Annotated in this window: 22 protein-coding genes; 14 read left to right on the top strand and 8 right to left on the bottom strand. The window is 66.8% G+C overall.

The features are described from left to right. Positions 1-309: 309 nt before the first annotated feature. Positions 310-975 carry a TetR/AcrR family transcriptional regulator gene (locus tag SD196_RS11635; protein ID WP_275607491.1) on the bottom strand — a complete coding sequence of 222 codons (666 nt, stop codon included), beginning with the start codon at positions 973-975 and terminating at the stop codon, positions 310-312. A gap of 102 nt (positions 976-1,077) precedes the next feature. Beyond that, positions 1,078-2,988, bottom strand: coding sequence for a 3-dehydroshikimate dehydratase QuiC (quiC, locus tag SD196_RS11630; RefSeq protein WP_416311487.1), 1,911 nt, complete (start codon positions 2,986-2,988; stop codon positions 1,078-1,080). Positions 2,989-3,523: 535 nt separating this feature from the next. On the opposite strand from quiC, the gene SD196_RS11625 reads away from it, so the two are divergent. Further along, positions 3,524-4,858 carry an MFS transporter gene (locus SD196_RS11625; RefSeq protein ID WP_416311486.1) on the top strand — a complete coding sequence of 445 codons (1,335 nt, stop codon included), beginning with the start codon at positions 3,524-3,526 and terminating at the stop codon, positions 4,856-4,858. A gap of 54 nt (positions 4,859-4,912) precedes the next feature. On the opposite strand, the gene SD196_RS11620 is transcribed toward SD196_RS11625, so the two are convergent. The 3 genes from SD196_RS11620 to SD196_RS11610 all read right to left on the bottom strand — a co-directional run bounded on the left by SD196_RS11620 (position 4,913) and on the right by SD196_RS11610 (position 7,066). Next, the gene (locus tag SD196_RS11620) at positions 4,913-5,326 is read right to left on the bottom strand and encodes a cupin domain-containing protein (RefSeq protein ID WP_416311485.1); all 414 of its coding nucleotides are present in this window, start codon (positions 5,324-5,326) and stop codon (positions 4,913-4,915) included. 179 nt (positions 5,327-5,505) lie between these two features. Beyond that, complete coding sequence (locus tag SD196_RS11615) at positions 5,506-6,390, bottom strand: Dyp-type peroxidase (protein WP_275607495.1); 885 nt, start codon at positions 6,388-6,390, stop codon at positions 5,506-5,508. Positions 6,391-6,469: 79 nt separating this feature from the next. Next, positions 6,470-7,066, bottom strand: a complete 597-nt coding sequence (locus tag SD196_RS11610) for a DedA family protein (RefSeq protein WP_275607496.1) — start codon at positions 7,064-7,066, stop codon at positions 6,470-6,472. Positions 7,067-7,449: 383 nt separating this feature from the next. Here SD196_RS11610 and SD196_RS11605 point away from each other — a divergent pair, with 383 nt between their 5' ends. Both SD196_RS11605 and SD196_RS11600 read left to right on the top strand, forming a co-directional pair. Further along, the gene (locus SD196_RS11605) at positions 7,450-8,907 is read left to right on the top strand and encodes a sodium:solute symporter family protein (protein ID WP_331314330.1); all 1,458 of its coding nucleotides are present in this window, start codon (positions 7,450-7,452) and stop codon (positions 8,905-8,907) included. A 256-nt stretch (positions 8,908-9,163) separates the two neighbouring features. Further along, positions 9,164-9,496, top strand: a complete 333-nt coding sequence (locus tag SD196_RS11600; protein ID WP_331314328.1) for a DUF1508 domain-containing protein — start codon at positions 9,164-9,166, stop codon at positions 9,494-9,496. Between the two features lie 469 nt (positions 9,497-9,965). Here SD196_RS11600 and SD196_RS11595 read toward each other — a convergent pair whose 3' ends face one another. After that, on the bottom strand, positions 9,966-10,334 hold the full coding sequence (locus SD196_RS11595; RefSeq protein ID WP_416311484.1) for a GFA family protein: 369 nt from the start codon (positions 10,332-10,334) through the stop codon (positions 9,966-9,968). Between the two features lie 152 nt (positions 10,335-10,486). On the opposite strand from SD196_RS11595, the gene SD196_RS11590 reads away from it, so the two are divergent. The 11 genes from SD196_RS11590 (at position 10,487) to SD196_RS11540 (ending at position 22,209) form a co-directional block, all read left to right on the top strand. Beyond that, positions 10,487-11,686: an MFS transporter gene (locus tag SD196_RS11590; RefSeq protein ID WP_275607500.1), complete on the top strand. Its 1,200-nt coding sequence runs from the start codon at positions 10,487-10,489 to the stop codon at positions 11,684-11,686. A 21-nt stretch (positions 11,687-11,707) separates the two neighbouring features. After that, positions 11,708-12,511 carry a 2,5-didehydrogluconate reductase DkgB gene (gene dkgB / locus SD196_RS11585; RefSeq protein ID WP_416311483.1) on the top strand — a complete coding sequence of 268 codons (804 nt, stop codon included), beginning with the start codon at positions 11,708-11,710 and terminating at the stop codon, positions 12,509-12,511. Positions 12,512-12,570: 59 nt separating this feature from the next. Continuing rightward, positions 12,571-13,605 (top strand): zinc-binding dehydrogenase, encoded by a 1,035-nt coding sequence (locus SD196_RS11580; protein WP_331314321.1) that lies wholly within the window; start codon positions 12,571-12,573, stop codon positions 13,603-13,605. Positions 13,606-13,838: 233 nt separating this feature from the next. After that, positions 13,839-14,621, top strand: a complete 783-nt coding sequence (locus tag SD196_RS11575; RefSeq protein ID WP_416311482.1) for an SDR family oxidoreductase — start codon at positions 13,839-13,841, stop codon at positions 14,619-14,621. Positions 14,622-14,802: 181 nt separating this feature from the next. After that, positions 14,803-15,708, top strand: a complete 906-nt coding sequence (locus SD196_RS11570; protein ID WP_416311481.1) for a LysR substrate-binding domain-containing protein — start codon at positions 14,803-14,805, stop codon at positions 15,706-15,708. Positions 15,709-15,811: 103 nt separating this feature from the next. Then, positions 15,812-17,977 (top strand): FUSC family protein, encoded by a 2,166-nt coding sequence (locus SD196_RS11565; protein WP_416311480.1) that lies wholly within the window; start codon positions 15,812-15,814, stop codon positions 17,975-17,977. Beyond that, positions 17,967-18,173: a DUF1656 domain-containing protein gene (locus SD196_RS11560; RefSeq protein WP_331314316.1), complete on the top strand. Its 207-nt coding sequence runs from the start codon at positions 17,967-17,969 to the stop codon at positions 18,171-18,173. The genes SD196_RS11565 and SD196_RS11560 overlap by 11 nt, the downstream gene beginning before the upstream one ends. A 1-nt stretch (position 18,174) precedes the next feature. Beyond that, positions 18,175-19,134, top strand: coding sequence for a biotin/lipoyl-binding protein (locus tag SD196_RS11555; protein WP_416311479.1), 960 nt, complete (start codon positions 18,175-18,177; stop codon positions 19,132-19,134). Positions 19,135-19,220: 86 nt separating this feature from the next. Further along, positions 19,221-19,865, top strand: a complete 645-nt coding sequence (locus tag SD196_RS11550) for a histidine phosphatase family protein (RefSeq protein ID WP_416311478.1) — start codon at positions 19,221-19,223, stop codon at positions 19,863-19,865. A gap of 61 nt (positions 19,866-19,926) precedes the next feature. After that, complete coding sequence (locus tag SD196_RS11545) at positions 19,927-21,387, top strand: mechanosensitive ion channel family protein (protein ID WP_275607508.1); 1,461 nt, start codon at positions 19,927-19,929, stop codon at positions 21,385-21,387. A 66-nt stretch (positions 21,388-21,453) separates the two neighbouring features. Continuing rightward, complete coding sequence (locus SD196_RS11540) at positions 21,454-22,209, top strand: class I SAM-dependent methyltransferase (RefSeq protein ID WP_416311477.1); 756 nt, start codon at positions 21,454-21,456, stop codon at positions 22,207-22,209. Here the strand turns inward: SD196_RS11540 and SD196_RS11535 are convergent. Then, on the bottom strand, positions 22,187-22,558 hold the full coding sequence (locus SD196_RS11535) for an SH3 domain-containing protein (protein WP_416311476.1): 372 nt from the start codon (positions 22,556-22,558) through the stop codon (positions 22,187-22,189). The genes SD196_RS11540 and SD196_RS11535 overlap by 23 nt on opposite strands. Positions 22,559-22,598: 40 nt before the next feature. After that, a complete protein-coding gene (locus SD196_RS11530) occupies positions 22,599-23,309 on the bottom strand; it encodes a 2OG-Fe(II) oxygenase (RefSeq protein WP_416311475.1) in 711 nt (236 codons plus the stop codon). Between the last annotated feature and the right edge of the window lie 16 nt (positions 23,310-23,325).

Genomic DNA, 23,325 nt, shown 5'->3' with positions numbered 1-23,325 from the left:
ATTTCGCGGACAAGGTCCGCTCCTATGAGGTACATCTGCGCTTGGGTCGGCCCTCACCCTAACCCTCTCCCAGGGGGAGAGGGGACCGTTCGGTGCAGGATGAAACCTTCGCGTCAGCCGGGTCGGACTGCCCCCTCTCCCTGAGGGAGAGGGCTGGGGTGAGGGGAATGCGCAGGCACGGACTCCCAGGAAGGAGACAGTTGCTCCTACAGTTGCCATCGGTGCGCACTCTCGTAGGAGCGGATCTTATCCGCGATCCGCCGGCAGGGCCGGCGCAAATCCTGGTCCGAGAACAATCCCCGATCCGGCCTACGGCCGCACGTACCGCAACACCGCCTCGATGATCATTTCCTTGTGCCGCGCCTTCACCGCCGCATCTTCCAGCTCGATCTGGAACAACGAACCGACGGTGTGCCGGTTGGACACCCGATAGAAGCAGAACGAGCTGATCAGCATATGCACGTCGATGGCCTGCAGCCCCTCGCGGATAACGCCGCTGGCAGCGCCGCGACGGAGGATGTCCTCGATGGTGCGCAGGATGTTGCTGCTCATCGAACGGATGGTTTCCGAGCCCGAGGCGAACTGGCCGTAGTGGATGTTCTCGATGCAGACGATGCGCACGAAGTCGACGTTGCGGTCGTGGTGGTCGAAGGTGAAGTCCACCAGCCGGCGCATGGCCTCCAGCGGTTCCAGCTCGGCCAGGTGCAAGGTCTGCTCGGTGCCGCGGATGTCGCCGTAGAGCTTCTCCAGCACCGCCTGGTAGAGCTGCTCCTTGCTGCCGAAGTAGTAGTAGATCATCCGCTTGGAGGTGTTCATCCGCTCGGCGATGGCGTCGACCCGCGCGCCGGAAAGGCCCTGCTGGACGAACTCGACGATGGCCGCCTGGAGGATGTCTTCGCGGGTCTTCTCCGGGTTATTCTTGCGCCCCCGGCGCGCGGTGTCGGCGGGGGTCGGCTGGGTGGCGCTGTCGGTCATGGGCTCGGCTTTCGTTCGGCAGGCGCCAGGGCGCCTGCTATGCACTGGTAGGTGCGCGGATTATGCGACCCGAGTGCACCCGAGGCCAAGCACGGTACCGACCTAACCGCGCGGCCGGCGCGTGGTGCCGTTGCGTGCCTGGGCCATGGCCGCCAGGCGCACGGCAACGTTGGCCGCGCCGTAGCCGGCGTAACCACCGCGACGCTGGATGATCTCGAAGAAGAAGCGCTCCTCGAAGGGCTCGGTGTAGACGTGGAACAGTTCGCCGCCACTGGCGTCGCGGTCGTACAACACGTTGAAGTAGGCCAGCTCGCTCAAGAACTCGTCGTCGAAGTCGAAGCGCGCGGCCAGGTCGTCGTAGTAGTTGAGGGGGATTTCCAGCAGCGGCACCCCGGCATCCTTCGCCCGCTCCACCTCGGCGAAGATGTCGTCGCAGGCGAAGGCGATATGGTGAACGCCGGAGCCGCGATAGCTGGACAACGCGTGAGAGATCGCGGTGTTGCGGTTCTCCGAGATGTTCAGCGGCAAGCGCACGCTGCCGTTGGCGCTGCGCAGGGCGCGGCTTTTTACCAGGCCATAGGGGTCGGGCAGCACCACTTCGTCGTCAGCCTCGAAATCGAACAGACCCTTGTAGAACAGCACCCAGTTGTCCAGACCGTCCGCCGGCAGCGCCATGGCCATGTGGTCGATGCGCTGCAGCTTACCGCTGGGCTGGACATCGGGGTCAAGGCGGAAGTCCACGTCATAGATGGTCTGTCCGGCGGCGCGCTCTTCCACCAGGTAGATCAGGCTGCCGTCCGGCGCGCGCACGGCAGGAATCTCCCGCTCGTTGGGGCCGACCAGCCCGCGATACGGCTGACCTTTGTAGGCCTGCGCCCGCTCCAGGGCGCTGCCGGCATCGCGCACGCGCAACGCGGTGGCGCACAGCGACGGGCCGTGAGCCTCGAAGAAGCTGTGGCCAAAGGAATACGGCTCGGCATTGAGCACGATGTTGATGTCGCCCTGGCGCAGCAAGCTCACCGCCTTGGAGCGGTGTTCGCCGGCGCGGGCGAAACCCAGGCGCTCCAGCCAGTTGCCCAGGCGCGCACCCAGGGCTTCGTCCACGGCGAATTCGAGGAACTCCACGCCCTCCAACTGACTGGCCGACGGCGGCGCGAACAGGCAGTCCAGCTGTTCCGGGGGCATGCCTTCGGCGTGCAGGCGTTCGCGGGTCTTCTCTTCGAGATAGAGCAACGAGCGCAGGCCATCGGCGGCATTGGCGCGCGGCGGCGCGGCACGGAAGCCGTCGTTGAAGACTTCCAGCGACAGCGGGCCGCGATAGCCGCTCCTGAGGATTGGCGCGAGGAAGCCCGGCAGGTCGAACTCACCCTGGCCGGGGAAGTTACGGAAATGCCGGCTCCACTCCAGCACGTCCATGGCCAGGATCGGCGCGTCGGCCATCTGCACGAAGAAGATCTTCTCCCCCGGAATCTGCGCGATTCCAGCCGGGTCGCCCTTCAGCGAGAGGGTGTGGAAGCTGTCGAGGATCACGCCCAGGGCCGGATGGTTCACTTCCCGCACCAGGTCCCAGACCTGTTGCCAGGTGTTCACGTGGCGGCCCCAGGCCAGGGCTTCGTAGCCCACGCGCAGGCCACGGGCGCCGGCGCGTTCGGCGGCGAGCCCGAGGTCTTCGAGGAGGAATTCACGCTCGCCCAGGGAATCGGCGGCGACGTTGCTGCACATCAGCACCAGGTCCGTGCCCAGCTCCTGCATCAGGTCGAACTTGCGCTCCAGGCGGTCGAGGTTGCGCGGCAGGCGGTCGCGGCGGCAACCCTCGAAGTCGCGGAACGGCTGGAACAGGGTGATCGCCAGGCCCAGGTCGGTGCAGAGCCGGCGCACGTCGCGCGGGCTGCCGCCGTAGTAAAGGAGATCGTTCTCGAAGATTTCCACACCGTCGAACCCGGCGGCGGCGATGGCTTCGAGCTTGTCCGGCAGGGTTCCGCTGAGGGAAACGGTGGCGATCGAACGCTGCATCTCATGACTCCTGCCGGGACTGGTTAGGGGTCTTGTCGGAAGGCTCCCCGGCTTGGCTCGATTATTCTGGCGGCCGGGGCTCGCAGCAATTTAAAGTGTACTAACTGGTTAGTTTTGTGTTCGATTACCGAACGGAAGGCCGTTTATCGAATTGACGCTGTTCCGGCCGCTGCTCAAGATTTAGCCACGTCGACGCATTCCGGCAGCCTCCCCAGGCACCTGCCTCTGCCCTGGAGAAGCCCCTGAGCCGCTGCGAGATGGCCTGCGTGTCATCCATAACAATTTCAAGAACGGGTAACTGCTCATGTACGTACCTCACCTTCGCCCCGCCGCTTCCATTCCCTCTCCGCAAACCCGCCTGGCCCGCCTGATGCCAGGTCTGTGCCCGTTGCTCGGCCGCCGCCGCACGCACTGATTTCCGCCAGCCAACGCAAGCCTTTTCGCCCTCCCCGCCGCCCGGCGGCGACGCACACGGCTTGCGACACAACAATAATTCCCAAGGCTGCTCGCCAGCCTCAAACGGATGGCCCCGATCATGATCCATACGCAATCCGCTCCCCTCGCCGCCGTCGCTCCGCACGGCTCCTCCTTCTTCGGCAAGGTGCGTGGCGCCATGGCCGTCGGCAAGGTGCGCTGGGGCATGCTCGCCCTGGTGTTCTTCGCCACCACCCTGAACTACATCGACCGCGCCGCCCTCGGCGTGATGCAGCCGCTGCTCGCCGAGAAAATGGCCTGGACGGCCATGGACTACGCCAACATCAACTTCTGGTTCCAGGTCGGCTACGCCATCGGCTTCGTGCTGCAGGGCCGGCTGATCGACCGCATCGGCGTGAAGCGTGCGTTCTTCTTCGCCGTGCTGCTGTGGAGCTTCGCCACCGGCGCCCATGGCCTGGCCAGTTCGGCGGCGGGCTTCATGGTCTGCCGCTTCATCCTCGGCCTGACCGAGGCGGCCAACTACCCGGCCTGCGTGAAGACCACGCGCCTGTGGTTCCCGGCCGGCGAGCGGGCCATGGCCACCGGCATCTTCAACGCCGGCACCAATGTCGGCGCCATGCTCACCCCGGCCCTGCTGCCGCTGATCCTCGCAGCCTGGGGCTGGCAGGCGGCGTTCCTCTGCATGAGCGCGCTGGGCTTCGTCTGGGTGGTGCTGTGGGGCCTGAAGTACTTCAATCCCGAAGAGCACCCGACGGTGAAGCAGAGCGAGCTGGACTACATCCAGGCAGCCGACGAGCCGCCAGCCAAGCGCGTGCCCTTCTCCGCCATTCTGCGCATGCGCGGCACCTGGGCCTTCGCCGTGGCCCTTTCGCTGACCGCACCGGTGTTCTGGTTCTACCTGTACTGGCTGCCGCCCTTCCTCAACCAGCAGTACGGCCTGGGGATCAGCGTCACCCAGATGGGCATCCCGCTGATGCTGATCTGGCTGACCGCGGACTTCGGCAGCATCGGTGGCGGCATCCTGTCGTCCTGGCTGATCGGCCGCGGCATGAACGCCATCCATGCGCGCCTGCTGTCGATGTTCATCTGTGCCTGCGCAATAATCGGCGTGGTCTTCGCCGCCAAGGCCAGCGGCCTGTGGATCGCCGTGGCCGCCATCGCCCTGGGCGTGGGTGCACACCAGGCGTGGACGGCGAACATCTGGAGCCTGGTGATGGACTACACGCCCAAGCACATGATGAGCACGGTGTTCGGCTTCGGCGGCATGTGCGCGGCGATTGGTGGCATGTTCATGACCCAGATCGTCGGCTACATCCTCACCGTCACCCACAACAACTATGCGGTGCTGTTCACCATCATCCCGACCATGTACTTCCTGGCGCTGACCTGGATGTTCTTCATGGCCCCGCGCAAGGTACCCGGCGCGACGGAGTGAGCTTGAAGCCGTAACGACGAACCCCGCGAATACGCGGGGTTCTTTTTTCTACGCTCACTTCTTCAGCGGTGTGAGCACCGGGGCGTTCTCGTCCAACAGCATCCACACCAGCAACTTGGCCGGCTTCTGGTTGCTGGCGTTGCGCGAGACCAGGTGCGGCGTGTTGGGCGCCTCGTACCAGGACTGGCCGGCCTGGTAGGTCACCGGTTTCTGCCCCTCCAGCTGGGAGATCACCGCACCTTCGAGCACGTAGGCGAACACCGAGCCACTGTGCACATGGGGGTCGGAGGACTGCCCCGGCTCGTAGGCAACGGTGATCACCAGGCCCTTCTTGCCCGCGGCGTCGGGGAGCTTGTGCTCCTGCTGGGTGGTGACCGTCTCTTCGCCGGTGCCATGGGCGAAGACCGGCAGGCTCAGGGCCAGGCCAAGACCAACGAACAGGCGTTTCAGGGAAGTGACTGCGGGCATGGCGCTTTCCTCGGGCAGTGGGGAGATGAGCCCACGCTACGCCCCGAGGTGGTGAGGGCCAACAGCCAATTCGGTGGAAGATCGGGGGGCCATTGGCGAAGTCTGTGCCGTGCGGTTCGCGAGCAGCGCCCACAAAAAAGCCCCGCTCAGTGGCGGGGCTTCCGGCGGGCGGCGACAGATCAGCCGAGCAGCGCGCGCAGGTCCAGCACACCATCCTTGCGCGGCGGGCACCAGTAGTAGCCGCCGGTCAGCGGGCGGCTGAAGCGGTACAGGGCGTCGGTAATGCCGTCTTCCAGGCCGCTCATGCGCCGCAGTTGCACTTCGAAGGCGTCGAGGGTACGGCCGAAGGCGAGGAACATCAGTCCGGCGTCCTGGTCGTGGGTCCAGGGCATCGAGCGGCGCACGATGAAGGCCTCGGGGTCGAAACTCTCCTGGGCGGTGCGCTTGACGTGGGCGGACACCGGCGCGTCCTCCAGTTCCTCGTTGTCGCTCAGGCGGCGGCCCATGATGTCGTCGCGCTCGGCCTGGGGCAGCGCGGCGAAATCCTGCAACTGGTGACGCCACTGCTGGATGGCGGCGAAGCTGCCACCCGCCAGGCCTTCCACGCCATTGTCAACGATGGCGGCGGCGATCGCGTCGTCATCCTGCGGGTTCTCGGTGCCGTCCTCGTAACCGGTCAGGTCATGGCCATCGCCGTGGCGGAAGGCTTCGGTCAGCGTGGCCAGCTCCAGCGCCGGCGCCAACAGCGCCTGCACCTGCTGGGTGCGCAGCAGCAGTTCGCCACGCTCCTCGCCGCGCAGCCAGACCCACAGGGCATGCGGGGTGGACGGGTTGTCCACGCCAACGCCGGCGATTGCCGGAAACTCGCGCAAACCCTCGATACCGCGACCCAGCGCGCGCACCAGCGACTCGCCGAAACCGACGACGGCCGCCTCGCCATCGGCGAACTGCACCAGGCGGTCCAGGGCGGCCGGCAGGTCCTGCAGCGAGGTCAGGTCGAAGAAAAGGTGGCGGGCGTGGGCGGGAACCGGGGTGGCGAGAATGCCGGGCTGGTAGAGGCTCATGGCTGCATCCTTGAACAAAAGAGCGGCAATTCTAATCGCCACGAGCGCGAATCCAAACCGCTCTACATCAAGGCACGGCTCACTGCCTGGGTTTACCGGCGGAAGACGGCGCGCGACGGCCGCGCCGACGCCGCCAGAGCTCGAAGCCACCGCCCAGCAGCACGACGCCGACCAGGATCGGCAGCCGGTAGGGTTTCAGATCGCCCAGCCAGCTCTCCAGCATCTGCCCGGCCCAGTAGCCGGCGCTGGCGAACACCAGCGCCCAGCAGAACGCACCGAACAGGTTGATCAGCAAGAAGCGCAGCGGCGCCACCCGGCTGGCGCCGATCAGCAGCGGCCCGGCCAGGCGCATGCCGTAGAGGAAGCGCACGGCGAAGATCGCTAGCAGCGGATGACGCTCGATCAGCCCGGTCACCCGCTCCACCGCCAGGCCGCGCCGCTGCAGCCAGGGCAGCGCCCGCCCTCCGGCGCGGCGGCCGGCCCAGTACAGCAACTGGTCGCCGCAGGTGCCGCCGACACAGCCCCAGAACAGCACCGGCGCGAAGCCCATCAGCCCCTGGTGCGCCGCGAGGCCGGCCAGCAGGAGCATGGTCTCGCCCTCCAGCAGGCAGCCGACGAACAGCGCCAGATAGCCGTAGCTGGAAAGCAATTGCGCGAGGTCGGGGTGATCGAACATGAGTGTCCTTCGGCAATGCCCTGAGCCAAGAGCCTAGCGCCTTGGAAGATGTTCTGCTTATCAAACAGGGGTCGTAAAAAATAATCGACTATTGGGTCATCCAGAATCGTTAGCAGCCAATCAAATCAATCCTTTAAGAGCACCATCCGTCCGGAGATGTAATTTTTTTTACTCATGAGCGATTCAAGTGTTTGACATATTTGACGGATTTGGCAGACTGCGGCCCGTTGACGCAACTGGTTACGTTTCTCCGGCTCCCCCTGCCTGGTGCACCGGATAACCCGCTGCCGCGCAACACAACAAAAACAACTTGTCAGTCGCGGCACCTCTGCCCGGGTTCGTCCCCGGCGGCGCGGTTCGCGGCGAGCCAACGGAACGAACAAATGCTGATCTGGTTTGTAGCGGTGTATCTGCTGATCACCGTAGCTGTCGGTTTCTACGCTACCACCCGCGTACACAATTCCTCGGACTACGCGGCTGCCGGCCGAAGCATGTCCTTCCCCCTCGTCGTCACCATGGTCTTCGCCACCTGGTTCGGCTCCGAAGCCGTCCTGGGCATTCCGGCCACCTTCCTCGAAGAAGGCTTCGCCGGGATCATCGAAGACCCGTTCGGCTCGTTCGGCTGCCTGATGCTGGTGGGCATGATCTTCGCCCGCCCGCTCTATCGCCTGAACCTGCTGACCATCGGTGACTTCTTCCGCAAGCGCTTCGGCCAGCACGTGGAAATCTTCACCAGCCTGGTGATCATCATTTCCTACATGGGCTGGGTCGCCGCGCAGATCACCGCGCTGGGCGTGGTCTTCAGCGTGCTCTCCGACGGCGGCATCACCACCACCCAGGGCATGATCATCGGCACCGTGATCGTCCTGCTGCACACCCTGTTCGGCGGTATGTGGTCCGTTGCACTGACCGACTTCCTGCAGATGATCATCATCGTCGCCGGCCTGTTCTACCTGGTCTGGCTGATCGGCGGCATGGCCGGTGGCCCGGTCAACGTGATCAGCCACGCCGCCAGCGAAGGCAAGTTCACCTTCCTGCACGGCACCTCGGCCAAGGATATCGTCGCCTTCCTCGGCGCCGCGGTGACCATGATGTTCGGCTCGATCCCGCAGCAGGACGTGTATGCCCGCGTGATGTCGGCCAAGACCGAGAAGATCGCCTCGCGCGCCACCATGACCGGTGCCTGCTGCTACCTGACCTTCTGCATGCTGCCGATCTTCCTGATCTACGCCGCGCAGATGATCGATCCGGAGATGGTCAAGCACTGGCTGGCCGAAGACTCCCAGCAGATCCTGCCGCACCTGATCATGGAACGTACCCCGCTGTTCGCCCAGATCATGTTCTTCGGCGCCCTGCTCTCGGCCATCATGTCCTCCGCCTCGGGCGCCCTGCTGGCCCCGTCGGTGACCCTGACCGAAAACATCGTCAAGCACTTCCTGCCCAACATGACTGACCGTCAGGCCCTGCTGGCCATGCGTTGCAGCGTGCTGGCAATGACCGTCGCCACCTGTGTGTTCGCGCTGTTCTCCAACGCCAGCATCTACGAGATGGTCGGCAACGCCTACAAGGTGACCCTGGTCGCCGCCGTGGTACCGCTGTTCTTCGGCCTGTTCTGGAAGCGCGCCACCACCCAGGGTGCCCTGACCGCCATCGCCTGCGGCCTGATCGGCTGGGTGTCGCTGGAGCTGGGCTACCAGGAAGGCGACTTCTGGCCGCCGCAGCTGGTCGGCCTGATCTGCAGCGCCATCGGCATGATCGTCGGCTCCCTGGCTCCGCAGTTCAGCCAGCACCGTGGCGAGAGCGTGTCGGACATGACCGCCGCCGCTGCTGCGGGCAACTGATAGCCCGCCAGCTCGGTAGATAAGGAAGAAGCCCCGCCCAGCGCGGGGCTTTTTCTTGCCCGCGATTTCCCGCCTCCCAAACCGTCGCTGCAGCCTGGTGCCCGGCGCACCGGCGAGCTGCGGAGACAAATTGACACAGTAACCCTCTGATTCGTAGGACTTTTCCTATACAAATAGAACGTCCGTCCTCCTAAACTGGCCTGTCACCCTGCGGGAGCACCCGCAGGTCGTTGACACCGGATATATGGAGCAACACATGCCCGGTTGGTATGAAATCAAGGAACTCAGCAGCGGCAACCACCGTTTTCTTCTCAAGAACAGCGCCCACGGCACCCTGCTGGAAAGTCTCGCCTACCCGACACAGGAGGCAGCCGAGCAGGCCATCGGCAGCCTCCGCAGCTGCTGCGGCAGCGTCGATCGCTTCAAGCGGCAGATGTCGCCGGGTGGCAAGAATTTCTTCGTGATCCGCGATAACACCGGTGCAGAACTGCTGAAGAGCAAGCTGTACGACTCCGAGGCCGCCCGTGAGCAGGCGATTGCAACGATCGCCCAGGCCGGCCTGAGCACCGAGCTGCGTCCGCACGCTTGAGTGACGAGTGAATGAAAGAGCCCCGCGCAATGCGGGGCTTTTTTGTGGGCGGTTGGTTTTCGCCGGGATAGGAACGGAGTTTGTCCGCGATGCATTGAGTTTGGGTATTTCTGCGCCGCTTTGGCGTGTGTTGATAGTCCTTGTTTCGCCCCCTCGGGCGAGTCACTTTCTCAAACTACGGATGGCCGCCCCACAGAAAGTAACCAAAGGTCTTTGCCCCACCATCCGGGTCCCGCTTCGCGGGACTCCCCTCGCTCCATCGGAGTTTCAGGGGCGCTCCGGTGCGTGCGGAGATTTCTCTGGAAGCCTTAGAGAGCCAGAGCGGAGCTGCGCTCCCGTAGGAGCGACGGGGCGCCTAGCCCTTGTCCGCGAAATCCACAGCGGAGGAATTCGAGGCCCCCGGGAGTGACTGTTGCCAGGCGCCGGCATAGGAGCGGACTTCGTCCGCGATCGCGGGCATGGCCCGCTCCTACAATTTCTTCTGCTCCGCAACGGTGCTCATGCTCCTGCCATCCACCCGCCGCACGGGCAGCGACTCCGGATCGAACCCATCGATGCAGCAGGCATTCACACTCAGCAGCCCCGGATTACTGCGCCGCTGGTGATAGACGTAGACCCCGCACGTCCCGCAGAAGTAATGCATCGCCACCCCGCTGTTCCAGCGATACAGGCACAACGCCTGCTCGCCGCGAGTAATGCGGAACTGGCCTTTCGGCACAGTCGCCATCAACGCATTGCGTTTCGCGCACAGCGAACAGTCGCAGCGCACCAGTTCATCCAGTTCCGCCTCGAAGGCGAAGGCCACCGCGCCGCAGTGACAGGTGCCGGTGTAATGCATGGCTGAATCCTCGTCATGGATCGTTCCAGCTTAGACGGACGATCAATTTGTGAATTCAGATCAACTATCCTTTGCCGTTCGCCGCGTTTTTCTCAAGGGACCGAATAGGGAGAATGCCCTCCATCGCATTCCACTATCCGGAGTCCCACCTCATGCCCCTCGCACTCCTGGCGCTGACCCTGAGCGCCTTCGCCATCGGCACGACGGAGTTCGTCATCGTCGGCCTGATCCCCACCATCGCCGGCGACCTGGGCGTCACCCTGCCCTCCGCCGGCCTGCTGGTCAGCCTTTACGCCCTCAGCGTGGCCATCGGCGCCCCGCTGCTCACCGCCCTCACCGGCCGCATCCCGCGCAAGGCGCTGCTGGTCGGCCTGATGGCGCTGTTCACCGTTGGCAACCTGGTGGCCTGGCAGGCGCCGAGTTATGAATCGCTGATCATCGCCCGCATCCTCACCGGCCTCGCCCACGGCGTGTTCTTCTCGGTCGGCTCGATCATCGCCACCAACCTGGTGAGCAAGGACAAGGCCGCCAGCGCCATCGCCACCATGTTCAGCGGCATGACCGTGGCCTTCGTCACCGGCATCCCGCTGGGCACCTTCATCGGCCAGCACCTGGGCTGGCGCGTGACCTTCCTCGCGGTCGCCGCCTTCGGCGTGATCGCCCTGCTCGGCAGCCTGCTGTTCGTGCCGAAGAACATCCAGCACACCCCGCCGGCCCCGCTGCTGCGCCAGGCCCGCGTACTGCTGCAGCCGCGCCTGCTGCTGGTCTACGCGATGACCGCCGTGGGTTACGGCGGCTCGCTGATCGCCTTCACCTTCCTCGCGCCCATCCTCCAGGACCTGGCCGGTTTCAGCCCGAACATGGTCGGCGCCGTACTCCTGGCCTACGGTGTCTCGGTGGCCATCGGCAATATCTGGGGCGGTCGCCTGGCCGACAAACGCGGCCCGGTGAGCGCGCTGAAGATCATCTTCGGCCTGCTGGCGGCGGTGCTGCTGGTACTGACCTTCACTGCCGGCAACCCGTGGCTGGTGGTACTGACCGTACTGGCGTGGGGCGCCGTGGCCTTCGGCAACGTGCCCGGCCTGCAGGTCTACGTGGTGCAGCAGGCCGAGCGTGTGGCGCCGGAAGCGGTAGACGTGGCCGCCGGCTTCAACATCGCCGCGTTCAACCTCGGCGTGGCTGGCGGTTCCTGGGCCGGCGGACTGGTGGTGAGCCACCTGGGCCTGGGCCATACGCCCTGGATCGCCGCCGTGGTAACGCTCGCCGCCTTCGGCCTGACCGCCCTGAGCGGCCGTCTGGACCGTCGCACATCCATGGAACCGACCGCCCCCGGCGCGGTTCCCACTCACTGATCGACTACAAGGAGTTCCTCCATGAGCGTACCCGCCTTCGGCCTCGGCACCTTCCGCCTCAAGGGCCAGACCGTCATCGACTCGATCCGCACCGCCATCGACCTGGGCTACCGCGCCATCGACACCGCGCAGATCTACGGCAACGAAGCCGACGTCGGCGAAGCCATCGCAGGCGCCAGGGTCAAGCGTGACGAGCTGTACCTGACCACCAAGATCTGGACCGAGAACTACACCGCCGACAAGCTGATCCCCAGCCTCAAGGACAGCCTGCACAAGCTGCGCACCGACCGCGTCGAGCTGACCCTGATCCACTGGCCCTCGCCCAAGGGGCAAGTGCCGGTCGCCGAGTTCATGGGCGCCCTGGCCGAAGCCAAGGCCCAGGGCCTGACCGGTGAGATCGGCGTGTCCAACTTCACCATCGCGCTGATGCAGGAAGCCATCGCCGCCGTCGGCGCCGGGCAGATCGCCACCAACCAGGTGGAACTGCACCCCTACCTGCAGAACCGCAAGGTGGCGGAGTTCGCCCGGAGCCAGGGCATCCACCTCACCTCCTACATGACCCTGGGCTACGGCAAGGTGCTAAGCGACCCGGTGATCGACGAAATCGCCGGACGCCACGGCGCCACACCGGCGCAGGTGACCCTGGCCTGGGCGATGCAGCTCGGCTACTCGGTGATCCCGTCGTCCACCAAGCGTGAAAACCTGGAAAGCAATCTGCGCTCCGTCGACCTGCGCCTGACCGACGCCGACATGGCCGCCATCGCCGCGCTGGATCGCAACGAGCGCATCACCAGCCCGGAAAGCCTGGCCCCGGCCTGGGACTGATCGATCACCCGCAGTCAGCCGCCCCTTCCGGGCGGCTTTCCCGTTCCCAAGGAATCTTCATGAGTGCAACCAGCTATCTCAATGACTATGCCCTCAACGACTATGCCGCCTGGACCTGGACGCCCGGCGCCAGCCTCGACGGCCTGAAGCTGGCGCGTCTGCCGCTGCCCATCCCCGGCCCGGACGAGGTGCTGCTGGCCAACACCGCCATCGCGCTGAACCCGGTGGACTGGAAGATGATCGACTGGGGTCGTGACGACTGGCAGCAAGGCCAGGTGCCTGGCGTGGATGGCGTTGGCCTGGTCGTAGCTGCCGGCAGCGCGGTGAACCTGCGGGTCGGCACCCGTGTTGCCTACCACCAGGCGCTGCCCCGTGGCGGCAGCTTCGCCGAATACACCCTGCTGCGCGCCCACGCGGTGTACCCGGTGCCGGACGCACTGGACGACGCCACCGCCGCCAGCCTGCCCTGCCCCGGCCTGACCGCCTGGCAGGCGCTGGACAAGCTGCCAGCCTGCGACAACCGTGACGTATTGGTGACTGGCGCCGGTGGCGCAGTCGGCTATCTGCTCGCGCAACTGGCCGTGCAGCGCGGCTTGCGCGTGTGGGTGACGGCCGCGCCGAAGCACCGTGAACACCTGCTGCAACTGGGCATCGCCGGCGTCTTCGACTACCGCGACGCGCAATGGTCCGCACGCCTGCGCGACGCCCTCGGCCCGCGCCGCCTGCACGGGGTGTTCGACACCGTCAGCGGCAGCCACGCCGCCAGCCTCGCTCCGCTGCTGGGCTACAACGGCCACCTGGTGTGCATCCAGGACCGCCAGGAACATGCCCCGCTGCCGGCCTTCAGTAGCGCCCTCTCGCTACATGAAGTGGCGCTCAACAGCATCCATGCCCACGGCGATGCGCTGGACTGGCGGGAGCTGCGCCGCGCCGCCGCCAGCCTGATGCAGGGCGTCGCCGACGGGCGCTTGCAGCCGCCGGCGAAGCAGTTCTTCGAGTTCGCCGAGTTGCCCGAAGCACTGCGCCGCTTGAAGTCCGGCCAGGGGAGCGGTAAATGGATCAGTCTGCTGCCGGCCCCGGCGGTCACGTCGTAGGGCGTACAACCGTTCGCGGTTGTACGCCGATACACCCTGCGTATCGCCGGTGCCTTGGCCAAGCCAGGAGAGTCCTGAAAGTGCGGCTCCGTGGCCAGCCCTGCAGCGCTCGGCGGCCATGGTCAAACGGCGTATAACGTCGAACGTTATACGCCCTACATCTCAGCCCCGCCGCGCGTGGAATTGACCGATAACCTGACGCTCCGGCCACTCACACCGAACAGGAGAACCTCATGGATCTAGGCATCAAGGGCCGCTGGGCCGTGGTCTGCGCCGCCAGCAAGGGCCTGGGCAAGGGCTGCGCCCTGGCACTGGCCCGCGAAGGCGTGAACCTGGCGATCAACGCCCGCGACGTCGATACCCTCGCCGCCACCGCCGCCGAACTACGCCAGCTGGGCGTGGAAGTGCGCGAGGTGGCCGGCGACATCAGCGACCCGGATGTACGCGCCGCGCTGCTGGCGGCCTGTCCGCAGGTGGACATCCTGGTCAACAACGCCGGCGGCCCGCCGCCCGGCGACTTCCGCAACTGGGAACGCGAGGACTGGCTGCGCGCCCTGGACCTGAACATGCTCACCCCCATCGAGCTGATCAAGGCCACGGTGGACGGCATGGCTGCGCGCGGCTTCGGACGCATCGTCAACATCACCTCCGGCGCAGTGAAGGCACCGATCGACACGCTCGGCCTGTCCAACGGCGCACGCAGCGGCCTGACCGGTTTCGTCGCCGGCCTCGCCCGTCAGCCTCGGGTGGCCGGCTGCAACGTCACCATCAACGGCCTGCTGCCCGGCTCCTTCGATACCGACCGTTTGCGCAGCGGCCTCCAGCGTGCCGCCGAACTCAGCGGGCGTGACGAGGGTGAACTGGTAGATGCCGAGCGCAAGGCGATTCCCGCCGGTCGCTTCGGCACCGCCGAGGAATTCGGCTCGTTCTGCGCCTTCCTGTGCAGCGCGCAGGCGGGCTATCTGACCGGGCAGAACCTGTTGCTCGATGGCGGGGCTTATCCGGGGACGTTCTGATTGCTGAAGGGCACGGCTGGCGCCGAGCGCACTTGCGCGGGCGCTGGACGGCTCTTCGTAGGAGCGGGCCATGACCGTGATCGCGGACAAGGTCCGCTCCTACAAGGGACATCAAATCTTCAATCCAACGCACCGATCACACTCTTACAATCCACCCCGCCGCTCCCCAACAGGCCCGCCGATGAAAGCCCACTCCGACGAACTCAAGACCTTCGCCACGGTGATCGACTGCGGCTCCATCACTGCCGCCGCCGAGCAACTGGGGCTGACCCCCTCGGCGGTCAGCCGTGCGCTGTCGAAGCTGGAGGAAAAGCTCGGCACCACCCTGCTCAACCGCACCACGCGGCGGATGAAACTCACCGAAGAAGGCGAGTTCTTCCTCGAGCACGCGCGGCACATCCTCGAACAGATGGATGCCCTCGAAGAACGCCTCGCCCTGCGCCAGCAATCCCCCGCCGGGCGCCTGCGGATCAACGCCGCCTCGCCCTTCATGCTGCACGCCGTGGTGCCGCACATCGGCGCCTTCCGCGAGCGCTACCCGGACATCGAACTGCAGCTCAACACCAACGACCTGAACATCGACCTGCTGGAACAGAGCACCGACATCGCCATCCGCATCGGCCAGCTCGCCGACTCCAGCCTGCACGCCCGTCCCCTGGGCAGCAGCCGGCTGAACCTGCTGGCCTCGCCGGAGTACCTGGAACGCCACGGCATGCCGGCCGACCTGGACGACCTGCTGGGCCGCACGCTGCTCGGCTTCACCCAGCCGGAGGCGCTGAACATCTGGCCGCTGCGGCATGCCGGCGGCGACACCCTGGCGATCACCCCGCGGCTCTCCGCCTCCAGTGGCGAGACCCTGCGCCAGCTGGCCCTGAGCGGCCAGGGCATCGCCTGCCTGGCGAGTTTCATGACCTGCGCCGACATCCAGGCCGGACGCCTGGTGCGCGTGCTGCCGGAGCTGACCAGCGAACGCCGCCAGCCAATCCACGCGGTGTACTACCGCAACTCGCAGCTGGCTCTGCGCATCCAGTGCTTCCTCGACTTCATCCAGGAGCGCCTGGCGCAATCGCTGGACAGCGTCGGCTGAAGCGCGAAGAAATCCCGCAACCTCGGCAATCCTCGACCACACTGTTTTGACCAGCCCCGGCCCTGCGCCGGGGTTTTCGTCACGTCGACACGAGGGGGCCGGCATGCCATCGCTGCTGCTGTATCTGCGCGCTGTCATTCATCCGGGCAGGGACACCCTGTTGTTCGCCCTGCGCACCGTGCTGGCCGGGCTGTTGACCCTGTACCTGGCGTTCCTGCTGGACCTGGAGCAGCCCAAGTGGGCGACCATGACGGTGGTGATCATCAGCACCCCGCTGGCCGGCATGACCTTGCAGAAAAGTTTCTCCCAGGTGATCGGCACCACCATCGGCGCCATCGTCGCCGTGGCGATCATGGCGCTGTTCCCGCAGGCGCCGTTGCCCTTCATCGTCACCCTGGCGGCCTGGCTGGCGATCTGCACCGCCGGCGGCACCCTGCTGCGCTTCACCCACTCCCACGCCTTCGTGCTCAGCGGCTTCACCGCGGTGATCGTCGCCCTGCTGGCCCAGCCCGCCCCCGACTCAACCTATACCCTGGCCATCACCCGGGTCACCGAGACCCTGCTCGGGGTGGCCTGCGTGACCCTGGTCAGCCTGTTCTTCGCCCGTCCGCAGAGCGTGGCGCGGGGCTATTTCGCCAAGGTCGACCAGTTGATCCGGCTGATCGCCGTGCATGCCGCGGCGGTGATTCGCGGCGAGGAAGCCGAAGAGGATTTCCAGCAACGGCAGATTCAGTTGCTGGGCGAAATCTCCGCACTGGAAATGCTGCGCCGCCACCTCTACTTCGATGCGCCGCGCCTGCGCGGCGCCGACGAGCTGGTGCAGCTGCTGGCCAACCAGCTGGTGCTGATGACCTCGCGGCTGGCCATCCTGCGCCGCCAGCGCAAGCTGATCCAGGCCCGCCTCACGGGACCGATCCCGGAGTCGGTGCAGCGTCTGCGCGAGGATGAACTGGCCTGCCTGGAAGAACTGGCCGAGTACGGCCGTGCCCTGCCCGCCCCGGTGCGCAAGCGTATCACCCGCCTGCGCCAGCGTTTCGACGCCGCCGCGCGCCAGGCCGAGGAACTGGCCGACGGCCTGCCGACCTCGCTGCGCTCCCTGGCCTGGGCGCTGCGCATCGAGCAGGCGCGGCTGATGCAGCAGCTGGACGAGATGATCGAGCTGAGCGATGCAATCCAGGACGGTCGGCCGGGCAACCGCATCTCCCACCGCGGCCAGGCCCATTCCCTCCATCTGGACTTCCACCTCGCGGCGATGAACGCCAGCCGCGCCTTCATCGCCCTGTGCTGCGCCGGCTGGATCTGGGTGGAAACCGCCTGGGACGGCGCCCGCGCCGGGATGATCCTGGTGGGCATCCTCTGCTCCATGCTGGCGACCTTCCCGCGCCCCCTGCTGGCCAGCCAGGCATACCTGCGCGGGCTGGCCCTGGCGCTGGTGGCAGCGGCATTGCTGCAGTTCCTGCTGCTACCCAGCGTCGGCGACTTCGAGATGCTCGCGCTGTTCCTCACCCCGTTGCTCTACGTGATCGCCGTCGGCCTGGCCAACCCGCAGACCGCCGGCATCGGTATCGGCCTGGGGCTGTCCACCTTCCTGCTGGTGGGCCCGCAGAACCAGGGCGCCTGGATCAACACCTCGTTGCAATGGTTCGAGTTCGCCGGCGGCTATGTCTGCGCGGGCGTACTGGCGTTGCTGGTGTACGCCTGGGTCTTCCCGTTCGATGCGGATGCACGCCTGCGCCGCCAGTCGCGGCGCACCCGTGCCGAGGTGCGCGCGGTGCTGCTGTCAAAGCCCAGCGAGTCGCGCCGCTTCCTGTTCGAGAGCCGCATGGTCGACCGCCTGGCGATCATGCTCGGGCTGCTGCCGGCGGCCCGCGACAGCCAGTCCGGCGAGCGTTTCCAGTGCAGCCTGGCGAGCATGACCCTGGGCGTGGTGCTGCACCAGCTGCGGCGCGAGAGCCTCAACCCCGACGGCCTGCCGGAAGCGCTGCGCGAACGCCTGTCACTGGTGCTCGACGAACTCGCCGCCTGCCTCGACCAGCCCCCCGCGGCGCCCCTGCAACGGGTCCTGCAGGCCATGCGCGAGCTGGGCACGGGGCTGGACGAGCTGCAAGGCCAGGACTCTCATTCCGGCGGCGAGGCCATGCGCCCACTGTTCGTCAGCGGCGTGGCACTGCTGGTGGCCGCCGCCCTGCTGGAGCGCTTCCGCGACCTCTACAGCGAAGCCGCGCGCTTCCACGACGACCACGGAGAACAACCGCTCCATGCCCGTTGATATCGAACTGGGCGGCGTCTACCTGCCGCCACTGGCCCAGGCCCTGCTCCTTGCCCTGCCGATCTTCCTGCTGCTGGACTGGGTGCTGCGGCGCCTCGGCGTGCTGCGTCTGGTCTGGCACGAAGCGCTGTTCGAGGGCGCACTCTACAGCTGCATCTGCGCCAGCCTGATCCTGCTCATGGGAGCACTGCACTGACATGCTCGACGTCCGCAAGGCGATCCCGCCGCTGATCACCCTCGCCGTGGTGGCGCTCGCCCTGGTGCTGGGCAGCTACGCCTGGGTCTACTACACCCGCGCGCCCTGGACCCGCGACGCCCGCGTGCGGGCCGACGTGGTGTCGCTGTCGGCGGATGTCACCGGGCGCATCGTCGATCTGCGCGTGCAGGACAACCAGCACGTGAACAAGGGCGACCTGCTGCTGCAGATCGACCCCGCCCGCTACGAGCTGGCGGTGCAGCACGCCGAGCGCGCGGTGGAAGTGGCGCGTGCGGCGCTGGGCCAGTCGCAGGCATCCATCGTCGCCAACCAGGCGCTGCTGCGTCAGCGCAGGAGCGAGGAGGTCCGCCGGCGGGAGCTGAAGGCACGCTCGGCGATCTCCAACGAGGAATGGGAAAAGGCCAGCACCGATGTGTCCGTGGCCGAGGCCCAGTTGCTGCGCGAACAGGCCAACCTGGGCCTGGCCCAGGCCAGCGTCAGCCTGGCGGAGGCGGCGCTGCGCCAGGCACGCCTGGACCTGGAGCGCACCCGCGTGCTGGCGCCGGTGAACGGCTACGTGACCAACCTGCTGACCCGCGCCGGCGACTACGCCACCGCTGGCAGCGCGCTGGTCGCGGTGGTGGACAGCGACTCCTTCCACGTCAGCGGCTACTTCGAGGAAACCAAGCTGCCGCGCATTCACGAAGGCGACCGGGTCCGCATCGAACTGATGAGCGGCGAGCGCTTCGACGGCACCGTGCAAAGCATCGCCTTCGCCATCACCGACCGCGAGAACCTGCCCGGCAGCCGCCTGCTGGCCAACATCAACCCGACCTACACCTGGGTCAAGCTCGCCCAGCGCATCCCGGTGCGCATCGCCATCGACCCCGCCTACGCCGGGCGCGACCGCCTGCGCGCCGGGACCACGGCCACGGTCAGCGTAGTGGAAGCCGAGCCCTAGAAAATTGTGGAATCATCGACTCCGTAGCACGTTTGTCATTCCCGCCGGTCAACATGGGTCCATTCGCACTCTGACCCGGGATCGCTGTGAACCCCACACACGCCGTACGATCCATCGCCAGAAACCCCTACCTGGCCCTCCTGTTGCTGACCGGCATCACCCTGGCGCTGTGCGCCTGGCGCTCGGTCCTCCCCGAATCATTGGACAACCCCAGCGGCAGCGCCTTTCAGCAACGCTGGATGCAAGGCCGGGTGATCCTGCTGGTCCGCCACCTGGAACGCTGCGACCGGACCAGCGCCCCCTGCCTGGGCGCGGCCGATGGCATCACCGTCCGCGCCGCGGAAATGGCCAAGGGGCTGGGCCGGGCCATCGCCCACTACGGCCTGGCGGCCACCGATATCTACAGCAGCCCGCTGACCCGCACCGCACAGACGGCGGACCTGATGTTCGACCACACCGTCGCTCGCCAGGACTGGCTCTTCACCTGCAAGAACGACGACCTGCTGGGCCAGATCCGCCAGCACAAGGCCGCCCACCGCAACCTGGTGCTGGTGACCCACAGCGAGTGCTTCGACCGCCTGATGCACAACCTCGACAAGCCCGAAGGCGAAACGCCCGAGTACGGCGAGACCCTGGTGCTGTTCGACAACGACAGTCGCTCGCCATGGATCGCCGGCGAAATCGAAGTGCCTGACTGGGCGGAGCTGAGGCATCGGCCGAACGCCGGTTGAGACGGCTGCCAGAAGCGTTTTTCTGTGCCATCTTTTGCGCATCGTCCCACGGAGAGGCGCGATGCCCGCCCTGCTCAGCCAACACCCCCTGTTCGCCGCCCCGGCGCTGCTGCTGATCGACCTGCTGCTCTGGCGCCTGCTCGGCATGGCCCATCCGCATTGGCGTCTGACCGCCCGCGTGCTCTGCTTCCTGCTGTTCAGCCTGCTGCTGTTCAACGCCGGGATGAACCCGCTGCGCGCCGCGCCCTGGCCCGACGACCTGCCCAGCCACCTGGTCGCCACCGGCGTGCAGATCATCTGGTGGCTGTTCGCCGCGCGCTGCCTGACCGTGGTGCTCGGCTTCCTCCTGGTGCAACGCGTCGGCCACGCCGGGCGGCTGCTGCAGGATGTGGTCGGCGCGCTGATCTTCCTGATCGCCAGCATCGCCGCCGCCGGCTACGTGCTGGAGCTGCCGGTGAAGGGCCTCCTGGCCACTTCCGGGGTGGTCGCCATCGTCCTCGGCCTTGCGTTGCAGAGCACGCTGAGCGACGTGTTCTCCGGCATCGTGCTCAACACCACCAAGCCGTACCAGCTGGACGACTGGATCTCCATCGACGGCATCGAGGGCCGGGTTACCGAGATCGACTGGCGCTCCACCTACCTGCAGACCGCCCAGGGTACCCTGGCGGTGGTCCCCAACTCCCTGGCGGCCAAGGCCAAGCTGCTCAACCTCAGCCGGCCGGCGAACCTCTACGGCTTGAGCCTGAGCCTGACGCTCAGCCCGCGGGTCCGCCCGCGCAAGGCCATCGAGGCGCTGGAACGCGCCCTGGGCGGCTGCCGCACGTTGCTGGCCAGCCCGGCGCCGACGGTGAGCGTACGCAAGTCATCGCCCGAGGGCGTGGAATACGAACTCAGCGGCTTCGTCGCCGCCATGGGCGAGAAGCGCGAGGCGCGCAACCAGCTTTACGACCTGGCCTTCCGCCACTTGCAGGCCGCCGGCATCGAGCTGCTCAGCGATGTCGATATCCCGGCCCGCGAGCACGCCTCCCGCGCCCGCGCGCTGCTGGTGCGCTCCGGCCTGTTCGATGCCCTGGCCGATACCGAACGGGACGAACTGGCGGCCACCATGCAGCGCCGGCCGTTCAAGGCCGGCGACGTGCTGCTGGCGGCCGGCGATGTCAGCGACCAGTTGCTGATCATCGACACCGGAGTGGTCAGCGTGACCCTGCCCCACGACGGGCAAACCCTCGAAGCCGGCCGCATGGGGCCGGGCGAGGTGATCGGCGAAGCCGGCGTGCTCACCGGCTCCGCCTGGCAGGCGCAGTTCACCGCCTTGAGCGATGGCGCGGTCTATCGCCTTGACAAGGCCGTGCTGGGGCCTTGCCTGGAAGCGCGCCAGGAAATCGCCGAAGCCATGACCCGGCTGCTCGACTTCCGCCAGAAGGCCAGCGCCGCCCTGCTGGTGGAACAACCGGTGATAGCGCCGCAGCGTGGCCTGATGGCCTGGCTGAAGCAGTACGCCGGGCGCCGCTACAAGGTATGAGTCGCACTGGCCTCGGCGCGCAGGGCGGAGCAAGATGGAGCCCCGCCCACCGCGCCGAGGCCCGCCATGCCGACCTGCACCGACACGCGCTCGCTGTTCACCGCCCAGTCCGACGCCTACCGCGCCAACCGCCCGACCTACGACCCGGCCTTCTTCGCCTGGCTGGCCCAGGCTGCGCCCGGCACGGCGCGCGCCTGGGACTGCGGCTGCGGTTCGGGCCAGGCCACCGAAGACCTGGCGAAGCACTTCGGCGAAGTCATCGCCACCGACATCAACGCCGCGCAGCTGGACAAGGCGCCGCGCCTGCCCAACGTCGACTACCGCTGCGAACCAGCGGAAAGCACCTCGCTGGAACCCGCCAGCGTCGACCTCACCCTGGTCGCCCAGGCACTGCACTGGTTCGACGTGCCGCGCTTCTACGAGGAGGTGCACCGCGTCTCCCAGACCGATGCACTGCTGGCAGTGATCTCCTACAACATGCTGAACATCACCCCGGAACTGGACGCCCTGGTGAGCCACCTCTACCACGACGTCGTCGGCTCCTACTGGGCGCCCGAGCGCAAGCACGTGGAAACCGGCTACGAAACCATTGCCTTCCCCTTCGAGCGGGTGCCGACGCCGGCCTTCGCCCTGGAAGCGACCTGGGACCTGGCGCGCCTGCTGGGCTACTTCGAAAGCTGGTCCGCCGTCGCCAGCTACCGCGCCGCAACCGGGTTGGACCCGGTGGAGCCGCTGCGCGAGCAGTTCGCCCAGGCCTGGGGCGACGCACCGGAGCGCGCCGTGAGCTGGCCGCTGACCATCAAGCTCGGCCGGGTCCGCTGAGACCGGCTTCGCACAGGCACGCCAGCGGCACCCAGCCGGACTCGCCGTCGCCCCGGCTGCACCAGCGCCAGCCGCCCAGTTCCCGGCCGCCTTCCAGCCGCTCGCCGACCTCGACATCGAGTTCGCGGGCGGTGTAATCCTCCATTGCGATTCCGGCGCCCGGAGCCGTCAACTGGAAGACCTGCGCCGGCACCCAGCCATCCTTCTGCCCGGCCGTCGAACAGAAGTACCAGTCCTGCCAGCCTTCCTCACCTTCATAGCGCTCACCCACCGTCAGTGCCGTCCCCTTGCTGAAGGTGATCGGTTCGGGATATTCGCTGCGGTGGGGCCGGATCACGTCGTACTGCATGCCGCATTCCTGATTCCATGGAAAGCACCGATGGTAACGCTCAGAGCGCGTCGTGGAAGATCACCCCGAGGGTATAGCGCTCTCCGCTGTGCAGGCGGCTGACGCCATGGCGCAGGTTCACCCGGTGATAGCCGCGCACACCCCGCACCGGCCGCTGTGCCACGGCGAACACCACGGCATCGCCCTGCCTGAGCGGCACCACTTCCACCCGCGACTGCATGCGCGGCCGCTGTTCGGTGAGGACGAACTCGCCGCCCTCGAACTCCTCTCCGGGCCGGGACAGCAGGATCGCCACCTGCAGCGGGAAGGCCAGTTCGCCATAGAGGTCCTGGTGCAGGCAGTTGTAGTCGCCGGCGCGGTAGCGCAGCAGCAAGGGCGTCGGGCGCAATTGTCCTGCCGCGTGGCATTGGGCGACGAAGTCGGCGTGCGTTTCCGGATAGCTGATCCCGGTGTCCATGCGTTCGTGCCAGGTATTGGCGATGCTGCGCAACGGCGGGTAGAAGGCCTCGCGAAGCGCCTGAACCAACGCGGGCAAGGGATAGGCGAAGTAGCGGTATTCGCCCAGACCGAAATTGTATCGCGCCATCACCACGCGGCTGCGGAACGGCTTGTCCTGCGCGTAGAGCGCACGCAATGCCTCGCACCGGGCGGCGTCGAGCAGGCCGGGAATCAGCGCCTGGCCGCTGGCATCTAGCCGCGCGGCGAGGGCCGGCCAGTCCAGTTCGGCGATCTGTCGTGCGAGGGTGGTCATGGCGGTGCTCCGGTCT

Origin of the sequence: Pseudomonas macauensis (genome assembly GCF_047902425.1) — a bacterium.
GTDB lineage: Bacteria > Pseudomonadota > Gammaproteobacteria > Pseudomonadales > Pseudomonadaceae > Pseudomonas.
This window is presented reverse-complemented; position numbering and strand designations above follow the sequence as displayed.

Excerpts from the sequence above, each read along its gene's own strand:
- SD196_RS11635 (WP_275607491.1), bottom strand. The coding sequence starts at position 975 with ATGACCGACAGCGCCACCCAGCCGACCCCCGCCGACACCGCGCGCCGG.
- quiC (WP_416311487.1), bottom strand. The coding sequence starts at position 2,988 with ATGCAGCGTTCGATCGCCACCGTTTCCCTCAGCGGAACCCTGCCGGAC.
- SD196_RS11625 (WP_416311486.1), top strand. The coding sequence starts at position 3,524 with ATGATCCATACGCAATCCGCTCCCCTCGCCGCCGTCGCTCCGCACGGC.
- SD196_RS11620 (WP_416311485.1), bottom strand. The coding sequence starts at position 5,326 with ATGCCCGCAGTCACTTCCCTGAAACGCCTGTTCGTTGGTCTTGGCCTG.
- SD196_RS11615 (WP_275607495.1), bottom strand. The coding sequence starts at position 6,390 with ATGAGCCTCTACCAGCCCGGCATTCTCGCCACCCCGGTTCCCGCCCAC.
- SD196_RS11610 (WP_275607496.1), bottom strand. The coding sequence starts at position 7,066 with ATGTTCGATCACCCCGACCTCGCGCAATTGCTTTCCAGCTACGGCTAT.
- SD196_RS11605 (WP_331314330.1), top strand. The coding sequence starts at position 7,450 with ATGCTGATCTGGTTTGTAGCGGTGTATCTGCTGATCACCGTAGCTGTC.
- SD196_RS11600 (WP_331314328.1), top strand. The coding sequence starts at position 9,164 with ATGCCCGGTTGGTATGAAATCAAGGAACTCAGCAGCGGCAACCACCGT.
- SD196_RS11595 (WP_416311484.1), bottom strand. The coding sequence starts at position 10,334 with ATGCATTACACCGGCACCTGTCACTGCGGCGCGGTGGCCTTCGCCTTC.
- SD196_RS11590 (WP_275607500.1), top strand. The coding sequence starts at position 10,487 with ATGCCCCTCGCACTCCTGGCGCTGACCCTGAGCGCCTTCGCCATCGGC.
- dkgB (WP_416311483.1), top strand. The coding sequence starts at position 11,708 with ATGAGCGTACCCGCCTTCGGCCTCGGCACCTTCCGCCTCAAGGGCCAG.
- SD196_RS11580 (WP_331314321.1), top strand. The coding sequence starts at position 12,571 with ATGAGTGCAACCAGCTATCTCAATGACTATGCCCTCAACGACTATGCC.
- SD196_RS11575 (WP_416311482.1), top strand. The coding sequence starts at position 13,839 with ATGGATCTAGGCATCAAGGGCCGCTGGGCCGTGGTCTGCGCCGCCAGC.
- SD196_RS11570 (WP_416311481.1), top strand. The coding sequence starts at position 14,803 with ATGAAAGCCCACTCCGACGAACTCAAGACCTTCGCCACGGTGATCGAC.
- SD196_RS11565 (WP_416311480.1), top strand. The coding sequence starts at position 15,812 with ATGCCATCGCTGCTGCTGTATCTGCGCGCTGTCATTCATCCGGGCAGG.
- SD196_RS11560 (WP_331314316.1), top strand. The coding sequence starts at position 17,967 with ATGCCCGTTGATATCGAACTGGGCGGCGTCTACCTGCCGCCACTGGCC.
- SD196_RS11555 (WP_416311479.1), top strand. The coding sequence starts at position 18,175 with ATGCTCGACGTCCGCAAGGCGATCCCGCCGCTGATCACCCTCGCCGTG.
- SD196_RS11545 (WP_275607508.1), top strand. The coding sequence starts at position 19,927 with ATGCCCGCCCTGCTCAGCCAACACCCCCTGTTCGCCGCCCCGGCGCTG.
- SD196_RS11540 (WP_416311477.1), top strand. The coding sequence starts at position 21,454 with ATGCCGACCTGCACCGACACGCGCTCGCTGTTCACCGCCCAGTCCGAC.
- SD196_RS11535 (WP_416311476.1), bottom strand. The coding sequence starts at position 22,558 with ATGCAGTACGACGTGATCCGGCCCCACCGCAGCGAATATCCCGAACCG.
- SD196_RS11530 (WP_416311475.1), bottom strand. The coding sequence starts at position 23,309 with ATGACCACCCTCGCACGACAGATCGCCGAACTGGACTGGCCGGCCCTC.